Annotated in this window: 15 protein-coding genes; 11 read left to right on the forward strand and 4 right to left on the reverse strand. The window is 65.4% G+C overall.

What is annotated here, in order from left to right; genetic code table 11:
• Nucleotides 1-50: 50 nt before the first annotated feature.
• The 5 genes from U5A65_RS23905 to U5A65_RS23925 all read left to right on the forward strand — a co-directional run bounded on the left by U5A65_RS23905 (nucleotide 51) and on the right by U5A65_RS23925 (nucleotide 4,028).
• Entirely contained in the window at nucleotides 51-1,019 is a 969-nt protein-coding gene (locus tag U5A65_RS23905; protein WP_321936458.1) for a substrate-binding domain-containing protein, read from the forward strand.
• A gap of 14 nt (nucleotides 1,020-1,033) precedes the next feature.
• A complete protein-coding gene (locus U5A65_RS23910; protein WP_321947784.1) occupies nucleotides 1,034-2,083 on the forward strand; it encodes a sugar phosphate isomerase/epimerase in 1,050 nt (349 codons plus the stop codon).
• Between the two features lie 25 nt (nucleotides 2,084-2,108).
• Nucleotides 2,109-3,257 carry a Gfo/Idh/MocA family oxidoreductase gene (locus U5A65_RS23915; protein ID WP_321912777.1) on the forward strand — a complete coding sequence of 383 codons (1,149 nt, stop codon included), beginning with the start codon at nucleotides 2,109-2,111 and terminating at the stop codon, nucleotides 3,255-3,257.
• Nucleotides 3,258-3,420: 163 nt separating this feature from the next.
• Nucleotides 3,421-3,744: a type II toxin-antitoxin system RelB/DinJ family antitoxin gene (locus U5A65_RS23920; protein WP_321947785.1), complete on the forward strand. Its 324-nt coding sequence runs from the start codon at nucleotides 3,421-3,423 to the stop codon at nucleotides 3,742-3,744.
• The gene (locus U5A65_RS23925; RefSeq protein ID WP_321912774.1) at nucleotides 3,741-4,028 is read left to right on the forward strand and encodes a type II toxin-antitoxin system RelE/ParE family toxin; all 288 of its coding nucleotides are present in this window, start codon (nucleotides 3,741-3,743) and stop codon (nucleotides 4,026-4,028) included. Before U5A65_RS23920 ends, U5A65_RS23925 begins: the two co-directional genes overlap by 4 nt.
• A gap of 30 nt (nucleotides 4,029-4,058) precedes the next feature.
• Here the strand turns inward: U5A65_RS23925 and U5A65_RS23930 are convergent, their stop codons facing one another.
• Together U5A65_RS23930 and U5A65_RS23935 are read right to left on the reverse strand one after the other, a co-directional pair.
• Complete coding sequence (locus tag U5A65_RS23930; RefSeq protein ID WP_321912772.1) at nucleotides 4,059-5,237, reverse strand: ABC transporter substrate-binding protein; 1,179 nt, start codon at nucleotides 5,235-5,237, stop codon at nucleotides 4,059-4,061.
• 86 nt (nucleotides 5,238-5,323) lie between these two features.
• Nucleotides 5,324-6,265 carry a CysB family HTH-type transcriptional regulator gene (locus tag U5A65_RS23935; protein ID WP_321912771.1) on the reverse strand — a complete coding sequence of 314 codons (942 nt, stop codon included), beginning with the start codon at nucleotides 6,263-6,265 and terminating at the stop codon, nucleotides 5,324-5,326.
• A gap of 246 nt (nucleotides 6,266-6,511) precedes the next feature.
• Between U5A65_RS23935 and U5A65_RS23940 the strand changes: the two genes are divergently transcribed.
• The 6 genes from U5A65_RS23940 to cobA all read left to right on the forward strand — a co-directional run bounded on the left by U5A65_RS23940 (nucleotide 6,512) and on the right by cobA (nucleotide 12,754).
• Nucleotides 6,512-8,191: a nitrite/sulfite reductase gene (locus U5A65_RS23940; protein ID WP_321912770.1), complete on the forward strand. Its 1,680-nt coding sequence runs from the start codon at nucleotides 6,512-6,514 to the stop codon at nucleotides 8,189-8,191.
• Nucleotides 8,192-8,221: 30 nt separating this feature from the next.
• The gene (locus U5A65_RS23945) at nucleotides 8,222-8,758 is read left to right on the forward strand and encodes a DUF934 domain-containing protein (protein ID WP_321936461.1); all 537 of its coding nucleotides are present in this window, start codon (nucleotides 8,222-8,224) and stop codon (nucleotides 8,756-8,758) included.
• Nucleotides 8,755-9,522, forward strand: coding sequence for a phosphoadenylyl-sulfate reductase (locus tag U5A65_RS23950; protein ID WP_321912768.1), 768 nt, complete (start codon nucleotides 8,755-8,757; stop codon nucleotides 9,520-9,522). The genes U5A65_RS23945 and U5A65_RS23950 overlap by 4 nt, the downstream gene beginning before the upstream one ends.
• A 99-nt stretch (nucleotides 9,523-9,621) precedes the next feature.
• A complete protein-coding gene (cysD, locus tag U5A65_RS23955; protein WP_321912767.1) occupies nucleotides 9,622-10,584 on the forward strand; it encodes a sulfate adenylyltransferase subunit CysD in 963 nt (320 codons plus the stop codon).
• 26 nt (nucleotides 10,585-10,610) lie between these two features.
• Nucleotides 10,611-11,927 (forward strand): sulfate adenylyltransferase subunit 1, encoded by a 1,317-nt coding sequence (locus U5A65_RS23960; RefSeq protein WP_321936463.1) that lies wholly within the window; start codon nucleotides 10,611-10,613, stop codon nucleotides 11,925-11,927.
• A 53-nt stretch (nucleotides 11,928-11,980) separates the two neighbouring features.
• Entirely contained in the window at nucleotides 11,981-12,754 is a 774-nt protein-coding gene (gene cobA, locus U5A65_RS23965; RefSeq protein ID WP_321947787.1) for a uroporphyrinogen-III C-methyltransferase, read from the forward strand.
• A 76-nt stretch (nucleotides 12,755-12,830) separates the two neighbouring features.
• Here cobA and U5A65_RS23970 read toward each other — a convergent pair whose 3' ends face one another.
• Together U5A65_RS23970 and lptG are read right to left on the reverse strand one after the other, a co-directional pair.
• A complete protein-coding gene (locus U5A65_RS23970; protein ID WP_321912763.1) occupies nucleotides 12,831-13,208 on the reverse strand; it encodes a CbiX/SirB N-terminal domain-containing protein in 378 nt (125 codons plus the stop codon).
• A gap of 59 nt (nucleotides 13,209-13,267) precedes the next feature.
• Complete coding sequence (lptG, locus tag U5A65_RS23975; RefSeq protein ID WP_321912761.1) at nucleotides 13,268-14,416, reverse strand: LPS export ABC transporter permease LptG; 1,149 nt, start codon at nucleotides 14,414-14,416, stop codon at nucleotides 13,268-13,270.
• Nucleotides 14,417-14,419: the final 3 nt, after the last annotated feature.

Below are 14,419 nucleotides of genomic sequence, written 5' to 3' on the forward strand. Positions count from 1 at the left end.
AAACTCAACGCAAGAACGGGCGTGGGCCCGCACGAAAAGGAGACGGCATCATGAAGAAGATGATTCGAACGATGTGTGCGGGCGCGCTGGCGCTCGGCGTGGCGGCGACGGTCGGTGCGGGCGCGGCGCGCGCCGACGACAAGGTCACGCTGGGCGTGGCCATTCCCACCGCCGACCACGGCTTCACGGGCGGCATCGTCTGGTGGGCGAATCAGGCGAAGAAGGATCTGGAGAAGGCGCACCCGGACCTCAAGGTCATCGTCAAGACGGCGGCGAACGCACCCGATCAGGCGAACCAGTTGCAGGACCTCGTGACCGTCAACAAGATCAACGCACTCGTGATCTTCCCGTATGAATCGGCTTCGCTCACGCAGCCGGTGGCACAGGTGAAGAAGCAGGGCGTGTACGTGACGGTGGTCGATCGCGGCTTGACCGACACGAGCGCGCAGGACGCTTATGTCGCCGGCGACAACACGGCGTTCGGCAAGATCCCCGCCGAATATCTCGCCAAGCAACTGGGCGGCAAGGGCGATATCGTTGCGCTGCGCGGCATCCCCACCACGCTCGACAACGAGCGCTGGACCGCGTTCACGTCGGTGCTGAAGAACTATCCGGACATCAAGATCCTCGACGCGAAGTACGCGAACTGGAACCGCGACGACGCGTTCCGCACGATGCAGGACTACCTCACGCGCTTCAAGCACATCGACGCCGTCTGGGCCGCCGACGACGACATGGCCGTGGGCGTGCTCAAGGCCATCGACCAGGCCAAGCGCAACGACATCAAGATCGTGTTCGGCGGCGCGGGATCGAAGGAGATGGTCAAGCGCGTGATGGACGGCGATCCGCTCATCAAGGCCGACGTGTCGTATTCGCCGAAGTTCATCTACGACGCGATCAAGCTCACGGCCGAAGCGCGCTTGCAGGGCAAGTCGCTGCCGCCTACGACGATCATCCCTTCCGTGCTGATCACCAAGGAAAACGCGAAGCAGTTCTACTTTCCCGATTCGCCGTTCTAAGGACGGGGCTTGCGATGAAGACGATCAAAGGCCCGGCCATATTCCTCGCGCAGTTTCTCGGCGACGACGCGCCGTTCGACAGCTTCGGGCACATGGCCGGCTGGGCGGCCCAGCTCGGCTACAAGGGCATCCAGGTGCCCACGGATGCGCGCCTCGTCGATCTCGCGCAGGCGGCGTCGAGCACCGCGTACTGCGACGACCTGCGCCAGCAGGCCGACGACGCGGGCGTGACGATCACCGAGCTTTCCACGCATCTGCAAGGACAGCTCGTGGCCGTGCATCCCGCCTACGACGCGCTGTTCGACGGCTTTGCGCCGCCGCAGGTGCGGGGCAATCGCGAAGCGCGCACGGCGTGGGCCGTCGAGCAGTTGATGCTGGCCGCGCGCGCCTCGAAGAATCTGGGGCTCAGCGCGCACGTGACGTTTTCGGGCGCGCTGGCGTGGCCGTACTTCTATCCGTGGCCGCAGCGGCCGGCGGGTCTCGTCGAAACCGCCTTCGACGAACTCGCGCGCCGCTGGCGGCCGATCCTCGATGCGTTCGACGCGGCGGGCGTGGACGTCTGCTACGAACTGCATCCGGGCGAGGACCTGCACGACGGCGTGACGTTCGAGCGCTTTCTGGCGGCCGTGGACGATCATCCGCGCGCGAACATCCTCTACGACCCGAGCCACTTCGTGCTGCAGCAGCTCGATTACCTCGCGTTCATCGACCTCTATCACGCGCGCATCAAGGCCTTTCACGTGAAGGACGCCGAATTCCGCCCCACGGGCAAGCAAGGGGTGTACGGCGGCTACAGCGGATGGGTCGAGCGTGCGGGGCGCTTTCGCTCGCTCGGCGACGGGCAGATCGACTTCGGCGCGATCTTCTCGAAGCTCACGCAGTACGGCTATCCGGGCTGGGCCGTGCTCGAATGGGAATGCGCGCTCAAGCATCCGCACGACGGCGCGCGCGAGGGCGCCGAATTCATCAAACGGCACATCATCCGCGTGGCCGAGCATGCGTTCGACGACTTCGCGGGCAGCGGCGTCGATGCGGCGCAGGTGAAGGGCGTGCTGGGCCTCTGAACGCGTTTCTCACGGGAGCCAGGCAATGACACGAAGACTCAGGCTCGGCATGGTCGGCGGCGGCGAGGGCGCGTTTATCGGCGCGGTGCATCGCATCGCGGCCCGTCTCGACGATTGCTGGGAGCTTGTAGCGGGCGCGCTGTCGTCCGATCCGGCGCGCGCGCAGTCGAGCGCCGAGGCGCTCGGTCTCGCGCGCAGCTATGACCACTGGCGCGAGATGGCGAGCGTGGAAGCCGGGCGCGAGGATGGCATCGACGCGGTGGCCATCGTCACGCCGAACCATCTGCACGCGCCGGTCGCGCATGCGTTCATGGATGCGGGCATTCACGTGATCTGCGACAAGCCGCTCGCGGTCTCGCTCGCCGAGGGCGAAGCGCTTGCGCGGCACGCGCGCGACGCGAATCTCGTGTTCGCGCTCACGCATACGTATTCGGGCTATCCGCTCGCGCGGCACGCACGTGAGCTGGTGGAGGCGGGCGAGATTGGCGATGTGCGCATCGTGCAGGTCGAATACGCGCAGGACTGGCTCGCCAACCCTGTCGAGCGCGGCGGCGCGAACCGCCAGGCGGCGTGGCGCACCGATCCGGCGCTGGCGGGGCCGGCGGGGTGTCTGGGCGACATCGGCACGCATGCGTATCAGCTGGCGGCGTTCGTGAGCGCGCTCGTGCCGGAATCACTTGCTGCCGAAGTGCATACCTTCGTGCCGGGCCGCCGCGTGGACGATCACGTTCAGGCCATGCTGCGCTATGCCAACGGCGCGCGCGGCATGTTGTGGGCGAGCCAGGTGGCGAGTGGTGCGGAAAACGCGTTGCGGCTGCGCGTGTATGGCACGAAGGCGGGCCTCGCGTTCGATCAGGAGGAGCCCAACGTGCTGTGGTTCACGCCCCAGGGCGGCGAGGCGCAGCGCCTCACGCGCGGCCGCGTGACGGGGGCCGCCGCGCTGCACGCCACGCGTGTGCCGCCGGGGCATCCGGAAGGCTATCTGGAGGCGTTCGCGCAGCTCTATCGCGACGCCGCCGCGCAGATCCGCGCGCGCGAGGCGGGCGTTGCGGCGCCGCCCGAGAGCCGGCTGCTGACCACGGTCGACGACGGCGTGGAAGGGTTGCGCTTCATCGAGGCCGTGCTGGCGAGCAATAAGGCTGGCGGCGCGTGGTGCAGCATCGTGCGGCCGTGATTGGCCATTCGGATGAATTGAGCGCGCAGGGCCAGGCAACGAAATTTGCGACATGTTTAACCCGCTTCAAAGGTAGAGCATGTCTAATGTCATTCAATTGAATTACACTGCGTATTCGACGAGGCCGGCCTCAAGGCTAACGGCCAAACCAGGGAGTGAGTCGATGAACGCAAACGCATTGGTACAGGTTCGCATCGATCACGCGCTCAAACAGCGCGCGGCCGAAGTGCTCGACAACATGGGGCTCACGGTATCGGACGCCGTACGCATTCTGCTCACGCGTATTGCGAACGAGGGCGCGTTGCCGTTCGATTTCGCCGTCGATCCGGTGGCGCACGACGCGTGGTTCCGGGCCAAAGTGCGCGAGGCGCTGGAGGACCCGCAGCCGGCGGTGGCGGACGAAGCGGTGGAGGCGCACTTCGCGAAGCGGCGCGCGGCGGTGGCCGGCGAGCCTGAGCGTGCGCGCAAGCGCCAGGCGAAAAGTTGAGGGTAGGCTGGTCGCTGCTCGCGCTGGCCGACCGCGAGGCCGCATTCAACTTCACCGTGACTAGCAACCCGCGCCGGGCTGTCGTGTGGGACGAGCGGATTTCGGCGTCCGTCCGACGGTTACGACTTTTCCCCAACCTTGGCCGGGTCGGCCGCGTGAGCGGCACGCGGGAGCTGGTGGTCGAGTCAACGCCGTTCGTGCTTGCCTACCGGTACGAGAACGAAGCGCTCACGATATTGCGCGTCCTGCACAGCGCGCGCCGCTGGCCGGACGCAGTCGACTGAGCGGCGGCAGGGCGCCGCCGCTCGCGCAACTTATTGGCTCAGATACACGAACTTGCCGCCGCGTACCGTGCCCATCACGCTCGCGCGCTGGTCGAGGCCCACGTGGTCCGTCGGGCTCGTGTTGACCATGCCATTGGGCACGACCACTTCGTGCGCGTGCTCCAGTTCGCTGCGCAATGCCACGCGGAACGCTTCCGTGCCCGGCTGCGCGGTCTTGAGCGCGCGCGCAACGGCGTCCTGCAAGCGCGGATACACCCCTGCCGCGTCACCCGCGAACTGCGTGACCGTGCCCGGGCCGTACTTCGCCTCGTAGGCATCGACGAAGGCGAGCGCCGCCTTCTGCGCCGGCTGGTCGGCGGGCAGCGTGCGCGCCACCACCACGGGCTGGGTCGGGAACAGGGTGCCTTCCACGTCCTTGCCGCCAAGCTTGATGAATTCAGGCGTGGCGATGCCGTGCGTCTGGTAAATCGGCCCCTTGTAGCCGCGCTCGATCAGCGTGCGTTGCGGCAGCACGGTCGGCGTGCCTGCGCCGGCAATCAGCATCGCGTCGGGTTTGGCCGCCATCAGCTTGAGGATCTGGCCCGTCACGCTCGCGTCGGTGCGGTTGTAGCGCTCGGTCGCCACGATCTGGATGTTGCGTTCCTTCGCGTACTTCGTGAATTCATTGAGCCAGCTGTCGCCGTAGCTGTCGGCAAAGCCGATGAAGCCCACCGTCTTCACGCCGTGCGCGGCCATGTAGCGCGTCATGACGTCGGCCATGGCGGCGTCGGTCTGCGCCATCTTGAACGCCCACACGCGCGCGCCCTGCTGCGGTTCGACCACCGAGCCCGAGCCGACCAGCGTAATCATCGGCGTCTTGCTTTGCGCCACCGGGTCGAGCGCCGCGAGCGCCGCCGGTGTGATGTTCGGCCCGACGATCACGTCCACGTGATCTTCGTTGATGAGCTTGTGGATGTTGCGCACGGCGGCGCCCGGGTCGGAGCCGTCGTCGAGCACGATGTAGTCGGCCTTCTGTCCCGCGATCGTGTCGGGCCACATCAGCATGGCGTTCTTGCTCGTGATGCCGATGGCGGCTGCCGGACCCGTGCTCGAGAGGTCGATACCGACCTTGATGTCGGCATGCGCGACAGACGCGCAGGCGGCGGCAGCAAGGGCGGCGGCCACGACGAGCGGGCGCAGGGACTGCACGAAAGTAAAGCGCGGCTTCATCCGTTGAATCTCCAGGCGAGAAGTGATGTTGTTGTATTGCGGATTTTGTCTGATCTTTCTTCCGGCACCGATCCTGCAACGGGCCGCTACAGCTCGTAAGTCTCGTGCTCGCCCTTGAGCGCCTGCTCGATCAGCTTGCGGTTCAGGCTCGGCGAAAGCAGTTCGACGAGCGTATACACATAGCTGCGCAGGTAAGCGCCCTGCTTGAGCGCCACGCGCGTGACGTTGCTGCCGAACAGGTGCCCCACGGGCACCGCGCGCAGGTGCCGGTCGCGCTCGGCGTTGAAGGCGATGTCGGCCATGATCCCCACGCCGAGACCCAGCTCGACATAGGTCTTGATCACGTCGGCGTCGATGGCTTCCAGCACGATGTCGGGCGAGAGGCCGCGCAGGCGAAACGCGTCGTTGATCTTGGTGCGCCCGGCGAACGCGTTGTCATAGGTGATCAGCGGATATTGGGCCAGATCGTCGAGCGAGAGCGGCTTGCGCTCGAGCAGCGGGTGGTCGGGCAGCATCACCGCGACGTGGTGCCAGGTGAAGCAGGGCAGCGACACCAGTTCCTTGTAGCCCGAGATGGCCTCGGTCGCGATGCAGAGATCGGCCTGGTCATGGAGCACCATTTCCGCGACCTGTGTGGGGCTGCCCTGCAGGATCGAAAGGTGCACCTTAGGGAAGCGCCGCTTGAACTCGGCGATGGCGGCCGGCAGCGAGTAGCGCGCCTGCGTGTGCGTGGCGGCGATGGTCAGGTTGCCCTGGTCCTGTGCGGCGTAGTCCTTGCCGACGCGCTTCAAGCTTTCCACTTCCTGCAGAATGCGCTCCACCGAGGCGAGGATGATCCGGCCCGGCTCCGTGAGCGAGCGCACGCGCTTGCCATGTCGTGTAAAGATTTCGACCCCAAGCTCGTCCTCCAGCTCGATGATCGCCTTCGAGACGCCCGGCTGGCTCGTATACAGTGCCTTGGCCGCTTCCGTGAGGTTGAAGTTCTGGCGTACGGCCTCGCGGACGAAACGGAACTGGTGCAGGTTCATAGATAACCCTTATAACCTGATTGCATATCGACCTGATTTTTGAGTCGTTTGAAATATAAAGCGAGTTTATTACCATTCCTCCAACTTTTCCAATATGGATATCTGTTTTGGTCATTAGCAAATGACCGGCGCGATTGAAGGCGCGGCCGCCTCGAGCAGGCAAAACAGTGCGGAAAGAACGAAGTCGAGAAGTCGGAGCGCGGCGTAACCGGAACGCCGCGATTGAACCAACCCTGGGGTCCCCGAATGTACCAATACGATCAGTACGACCAGACCATCGTCGACGAACGCGTCGCGCAATATAGCGACCAGGTTCGCCGCCGCCTGTCGGGCGAATTGAGCGAAGAAGAGTTCCGCCCGCTGCGTCTGCAGAACGGCCTGTACTACCAGCGCCATGCCTACATGCACCGCATCGCGATTCCGTACGGCAATCTGCGCAGCGACCAGCTGCGCATGCTCGCCACGATCGCGCGCGAGCACGACCGCGGCTACGGCCACTTCTCGACGCGCTCGAACATCCAGTACAACTGGATCAAGCTTGAAGAAACGCCGGAAATCCTGCGCAAGCTGGCCTCGGTCCAGATGCACGGCATCCAGACGTCGGGCAACTGCATCCGCAACATCACCGCCGACCAGTTCGCGGGCGTCGCGCCCGACGAAGTCGTCGACCCGCGTCCGTGGTCCGAAATCCTGCGCCAATGGTCGACGTTCCACCCCGAATTCGCGTGGCTGCCGCGCAAGTTCAAGATCGCCGTGTCGGGCACGAAGGAAGACCGCGCCGCCGTGCAGATCCACGACCTGGGCGTCTACCTCGACCGTAACGAGCAGGGTGAAGTGGTCGCGAGCATCCTCGCGGGTGGCGGTCTTGGCCGTACGCCGATCGTCGGCGCCATCATCAAGCGCGACCTGCCGTGGCAGCACCTGCTGACCTACTGCGAAGCCGTGCTGCGCGTGTACAACCGCTACGGCCGCCGCGACAACATGTACAAGGCGCGTATCAAGATTCTCGTGAAGGCGCTCTCGCCGGCGAAGTTCGCCGAGCAGGTCGAAGAAGAGTGGCAGCACCTGAAGGACGGCCCCTCGACGCTCACGCAGGAAGAAGTCGACCGCGTCTCGCAGTACTTCGTGCCGCCGGCGTATGAAAAGATCGCCGACACGGACACGTCGTACGAAAAGCATCTGCTGGAAAACCGCGCGTTCGCGCGCTGGGTCGAGCGCAACGTGCGTCCGCACCGCGTGACGGGCTATGCGTCGGTCACGCTCTCGCTCAAGCCGCGCGACATCGCGCCGGGCGACGCCACCGACGCGCAGATGCAAGCCGTGGCCGATTGGGCCGACGAGTACTCGTTCGGCCAGATCCGCGTCTCGCACGAGCAGAACCTGATTCTCGCAGACGTGAAGAAGCGCGACCTCTTCGCGCTGTGGGAAAAGGCGAAGGCGCAAGGTTTCGCGACGGCGAACATCGGCCTGTTGACCGACATCATCGCGTGCCCGGGCGGCGACTTCTGCTCGCTCGCCAATGCGAAGTCGATCCCCATCGCGCTGGCGATCCAGGAGCGTTTCGACAACCTCGACTTCGTCTACGACCTCGGCGACCTGTCGCTCAATATCTCGGGTTGCATGAACTCGTGCGGTCATCACCACGTCGGCAACATCGGCATTCTGGGCGTGGATAAGGACGGCTCTGAGTGGTATCAGGTGTCGCTCGGCGGCGAGCAGGGCAACGGCGCCAACGGCGCGCGCCTTGGCCGCGTGATCGGACCGTCGTTCTCGGCGGAAGAAATGCCCGACGTGATCCAGAAGGTGGTCGACACGTTCGTCGAGCTGCGCATCGACGGCGAGCGCTTCATCGACACGTACGACCGCGTCGGCATCACGCCGTTCAAGGAGCGCGTGTACGCATCGCGCCAGCCGGCCCACGCTTAACCGCACGCAACGAGAGACGAGATTCGAGCAATGGCATTGATCATCAAAAACCGCGAGATCGTTGAAGACAACTGGCAAGTCGTGCGTGCGGCCGAAGACGGCGCGCTGCCCGAGGTGTCGGCGCTGCCCGCAGGCAAGGTGCTGGTTCCGCTCGCTTACTGGCAGGCGCAGCGCGACGCGCTCGTCGCCTCGCGCGGCAAGGACGAACTCGGCGTGTGGCTCGCGCCGGACAGCGAACCGGCCGATATCGCCGCCGACTTCGACAAGCTCGCGCTGATCGGCGTGGATTTCCCCGTGTTCCGCGATGGCCGCGGCTTTTCGATCGGCCGCCTGCTGCGCGAGCGCTATGGCTACAAGGGCGAACTGCGCGCGATCGGCGACGTGCTGCGCGACCAGCTGCGCTTTCACGAACGCTGCGGCTTCGACGCGTTCGCCGTGCGCGCCGACAAGGACATCCACGACGCGCTCAAGGCGTTCACCGAGTTCACGGTGCAATACCAGGGCGCATTCGACGAGCCGTCGCCGCTGTTCCGCCGCCGCCTGGCACAGCAAGGCGCAGCAGCATGAGCACCGCTTTGACAACCCCAGCGACCGAAATCACGGCTGACCTGCAGGCGAAAATCGAGCGCCTTGATGCGCTGCTCGACTCGATCGCCGCGCGTCACGCCAGCGTGAAGCTGGCCAGCAGCCTCGCAGCCGAAGACATGCTGCTCACCCACGCGATTCTTTCGCGCGGCGTGAAAATCGGCATCTTCTCGCTGAACACGGGCCGTTTGCACGCCGAAACGCTCGGCATGCTCGACGCTGTGCGCGAGCGCTACGGCTACGAGATCGAGCAGTTTCATCCGCAACAGGACGCGGTGGACGAGTACGTCGCCCAGCACGGCCTGAACGCGTTCTACGAGAGCGTGGACCTGCGCAAGCGCTGCTGCGAAATCCGCAAGGTCGAGCCGCTGAACCGCGCGCTTTCCGGCGTTTCCGCCTGGGTCACGGGCCAGCGCCGCGAGCAGTCGGTCACGCGTGCGGAACTGCACGAGGAAGAACGCGACGAAGCGCGCAACATCGACAAGTTCAATCCGCTCGCGGACTGGACCGAAGCCGATGTCTGGGCTTATCTGGGCGCCTTTGAGGTGCCGGTGAACCCGCTGCACGCACGCGGCTACCCGAGCATCGGCTGCGAGCCCTGTACGCGCGCAATCCGTCCCGGCGAGGACAGCCGCGCCGGCCGCTGGTGGTGGGAGTCGCGCGACACGAAGGAATGTGGCTTGCACATTACGTCCGTGTCAGCCATTCCGGTCGTCGAAGTGTCGTCGATCCACCAGGCGAACTAAGATTGAGTTTTGCCGCGCCGTCGTGAAGACCGGCGCGCTACCGTATACCGAGTACCGCGTGCCCCGTAAAAGGGGTGCGAATAAAGGAAGGATCCGAACATGAGCACCACGCTCGACTCAGCAGTGAACGCGCCGCTCCAGGTCACGGCGAACCGCATGGACCATCTCGACTGGCTCGAAGCCGAGTCGATCCACATCCTGCGTGAACTCGTCGCCGAATGCAGCAAGCCGGCGCTGCTGTTCTCGGGCGGCAAGGACTCGGTCGTCGTGCTGGCGCTCGCGCTGAAGGCGTTCGGCCTTGGCGCGAACCGCAAGACCGCGCTGCCGTTCCCGCTCGTGCATATCGACACGGGTCACAACTACGAGGAAGTGATCGACTTCCGCGATCGCCGCGCGGCCGAAATCGGCGCGGAACTCGTGGTCGGCCATGTGGAAGATTCGATCAAGAAGGGCACCGTGCGCCTGCGCCGCGAAACCGATTCGCGCAACGCCGCGCAAGCGGTCACGCTGCTCGAAACGATCGAGCAATACGGCTACACGGCGATGATCGGCGGTGCGCGCCGCGACGAAGAGAAGGCCCGCGCGAAAGAGCGTATCTTCTCGTTCCGCGACGAATTCGGCCAGTGGGACCCGAAGGCGCAGCGCCCGGAACTGTGGAGCCTCTACAACGCGCGCCTGCACAACGGCGAGCATCTGCGCGTGTTCCCCATCTCGAACTGGACGGAACTGGATGTGTGGCAGTACATCGAGCGCGAGAAGCTCGAGCTGCCGTCGATCTACTACGCGCACCAGCGCGAGATCGTGCGCCGCAACGGCCTGCTCGTGCCGGTCACGCCGCTCACGCCGATGAAGGAAGGCGAAGTCAGCGAAATGGCGCAGGTGCGCTTTCGCACGGTGGGCGACATCAGCTGCACGTGCCCGGTGGCGAGCGACGCGGACAACGTCGAGAAGATCATCGCCGAGACGGCCGTGACCGAGATCACGGAACGCGGCGCGACACGCATGGACGACCAGGCGTCGGAAGCGGCGATGGAACAGCGCAAGAAGCAAGGTTATTTCTAAAGAGCACGCGAGAGGAAAGATTAGACATGGTTACGACGCATCAACCTGAAGACCTCGGCGTGCTGCGCTTCATCACGGCGGGCAGCGTGGACGACGGCAAGAGCACGCTGATCGGCCGTCTGCTGTACGACAGCAAGGCGGTTCTCTCGGATCAGCTCTCGGCGCTTTCGCGCGCGAAGAACAAGCGCACGGTGGGCGACGAGATCGACCTGTCGCTGCTCACCGACGGCCTCGAAGCCGAACGCGAGCAGGGCATCACGATCGACGTGGCGTATCGCTACTTCGCCACGGCCAAGCGCAAGTTCATCATCGCGGATACCCCTGGCCACGAGCAGTACACGCGCAACATGGTCACGGGCGCTTCCACGGCGCACGCCGCGATCATCCTGATCGACCCCACGCGTGTGACGGTCGAGAACGGCGTCACGCAATTGCTGCCGCAAACCAAGCGCCACAGCGCCATCGTCAAGCTGCTGGGCCTGCAGCACGTGATCGTCGCGATCAACAAGATGGATCTGGTCGAATACAGCGAAGCCACGTTCAATCTGATCCGCGAAGCGTATGTCGCGCTCGCGCGCCAGCTCGGCCTCAATGACGTGCGCTTCGTGCCGGTCTCGGCGCTCAAGGGCGACAACATCGTGGCCGCGAGCGAGCGCATGCCCTGGTACGCGGGCGAGCCGCTGCTCGACGTGCTCGAGCAACTGCCGGTTGCGCAGGCCACGGGTGAAGCGCTGCGCTTCCCGGTGCAGTGGGTCGCGCGCCAGGACGGCTCCAGCGCCGACGACTTCCGCGGTTACATGGGCCGCGTCGAAGCGGGCGAAGTGAAGCTCGGCGACGCCATCACGGTGCTGCCGGCAGGCCGCAGCGCAACGGTCGCGGAAATCATCGCGCCCGTGCCGGGCGGCACGGCGCAGGTCGACCGCGCGTTCGCGGGTCAGACCGTCACGATTCGTCTGACCGAAGACGTGGACGTCTCGCGCGGCGACACCTTCGTGCCAGCGTCGGACAACGCGCAGCCGGCGAAGAAGCTCGAAGCGGACCTCTGCTGGTTCGACGACGAGCCGCTCTCGCCGCAGCGCAAGTACCTGCTCAAGCAGACCACGAGCACGGTGTTCGCGAAGATCGGCGCGGTCAAGCAGGTGCTCGACGTGCATACGCTCTCGCACGCCACCGACCGCCACGAACTCGCAATGAACGATATCGGCCGCGTGGCGCTCTCGCTGCAGAAGCCGCTCGTCTGCGACCTGTATGATGCGAATCCTGGCACCGGCGCGTTCGTGCTGATCGACGAGGCGACGCATCACACGGTGGCCGCGGGCATGATCCGCGCGTTCTCGGCCTAAGGCGTCGCGCGACGTTGCGGCCGCGCGCGGCCGCAATAATGGATTCGAAGCAAATGGGTAAGGTATATCTGATCGGCGCGGGACCGGGCGCAGCGGACCTCATCACGGTGCGCGGCGCACGGCTGCTCGCGAGCGCCGACGTCGTGCTGCACGACGCGCTCGTCGAGCCGGCCATGCTCGAGTACGCGCCGCCAACCGCGAAGTTCATCGCGGTCGGCAAGCGCTGCGGGCAGCGTTCCACGGCGCAGCACTTCATCAACAAGCAACTCGTCGACGCCGCGCGTGAGCATGGCGTGGTCGTGCGCCTGAAGGGCGGCGACCCGATGCTGTTCGGCCGTGCCGACGAGGAAATGCGCGCGCTCGAAGCGGCCGGCATCGACTTCGAAGTCGTGCCGGGCATCACGGCGGCGCTCGCCAGCGCGGCGACGCTGCAACGCTCACTGACGCTGCGCGGCGTGGCCCGCAGTGTTGCGCTCGCCACGTATTCGCGCGCGGCGGGCAGCGAGGAGATTCGCGAGCAGGTCAACGCCGATTCGCTCGTGTTCTACATGGGCCGCGACAGCGCGCCCGAGATCGCGCGCCAGCTCATCGAAGCGGGCCGCGCGGGCGCCACGCCGGTGGCGATCGTCGAAGCTTGCAGCACCGCGCGCGAGCGCACGCTCACGCTGACGCTGGCGGGCCTCGAAGCGGGCGAGGCGCAGGACTGGCTCGACCCGGCGCAGCCAAGCCTGCTCATGATCGGCGACGCGTTCGCCGAACGCGCAGGGCAGGTGCAGCGCGAGGATGAAGTGCAAGGCGATCGCCAAAACCGCCGCGCCGCCGCCTGAGCGCCACACGATCAAGGCCAGGAAAGCAAAACGGGCTCGCTGAAAGGCGAGCCCGTTTTTTTATGCGTGCGCGTTGTCAGTCGCGTTCGTTGTCGATGCAAAACCGCACGATCGCATCGAGCACCGCGTCGTCCTCGCCGACGGCGCCCGCGCAACGCAGGCGCACACCCGGATGTTCGCTCTGGCATTGCGCGATCAGCGCGGGCAGGTCGCGCCGCACGTGGCCGCCCTGGCCGAAGAACACCGGTATGACCGTAATCGTGTCGCAGCCCGCCGTGGCCTGTGAGGCGATGGCATCAGGCAGGCTCGGGGCCATGAGTTCCAGGAAGGCGAGGCTGACCGGACCCGCATCGCCGCGCGCGGCGGCGAGCTTTGCGGCCAGGCGCTGAAACGGCTCTTGCCAGCGCGCGTCGCGCGCGCCGTGGCCAAAGAGAATCATGCCGTGCGTGCCCATGCCTGCGAGCCTGTGCGAATCAGCGAATTGGACGAGCTAGCGGACGAGGGCGCCCGGCATCAATGCCGGTCAACCCATTTGAGCCCGATCAGCCCGACCGCGAGATAAATGAGCCCCGGTGTCGCCGCGGTAAGCGGCGCAGGCCAGGTGTTCAGTGTACCCACGTGGGAGAACAGCGTGTTGACGAGCTGGAAGCTCATGCCGAGCATGATCCCGCCGAACACCTTCATGCCCACCACACCGGCGCGCGTATGCAGATACGCGAACGGCAGCGAGAGCACGAGCATCACGAACACGGCGAACGGGTAGAGCAGCTTGCGCCAGAACGCGATCTGGTAGCGCTGCGCGTCCTGATGGTTCTCGGTCAAGTGCTGGATATAGCGGAACAGGTTGAACATCGACATCCGGTCGGGCGAAACGAGCAGCACCGAGAGAATGTTCGGCGTGAGCTCCGAGCGCAGCGAGTATTCGGGCGCCGAGGTCTGTTCTGCGCGATAGACCGGATTGAGCGCATCGACAGGCTGGTTCTGCGGCGGCGGCACGCTGATGAGCTGCGTATCGGTCACGTCCTTGAGCAGCCAGTGACCCGGCGGCTGGAACGTGCCGCTCTTCGCCAGGCGCACGTTGGAGAGCCGGAACTTCGAATCGAATTCGTAGATGCGCACGTTCGTGATGGTCGCATTGGGCAGCAACTCGCCCACATTCACGAAGCGCGTGACCTGTTCGCCGTCGGCGCGCGCGGTGAGCGTGTCTTTCACCCACACACCCGACTGGAAGTTGCTCGACACCGCCGAGCCCAACGCCTCGAGACGCACGCGCTCGGAAAGCTGGTCGGTGTAAGGGCCGACCACTTCGCCGATCAGATAGGTCAGCAGCACGAGCGGCACGCCGATCTTGAGCAGCGAGCGCAGCGCCTGGTTCGTGGCGAGGCCCGACACACGAAAGATCGTGTACTCGGAATTCGCCGCCATTTGCGCGAACACGTAGATCGCGGCGATGAGCGCTGCGACCGGGATGATCTCGTAAAGCCGCGAGGGCGCCTGGAGCGCCACGCGCAGCACCGCGTACTGGAACTTGTAGTTGCCGTGCCCGACCGAATTCAGCTCGTTGATGAGGTCGAAGAAGAAGAACAGGCCGGAGAAGGCAAACAGAATGAAGATGAACGTCAGGTAAACCTGGCGAGCGAAGTATTTTTCGTAGATGCGCATCGG

It is taken from the genome of Paraburkholderia sp. J10-1 (assembly GCF_905220165.1).
In the GTDB taxonomy this organism is placed as follows: domain Bacteria; phylum Pseudomonadota; class Gammaproteobacteria; order Burkholderiales; family Burkholderiaceae; genus Paraburkholderia.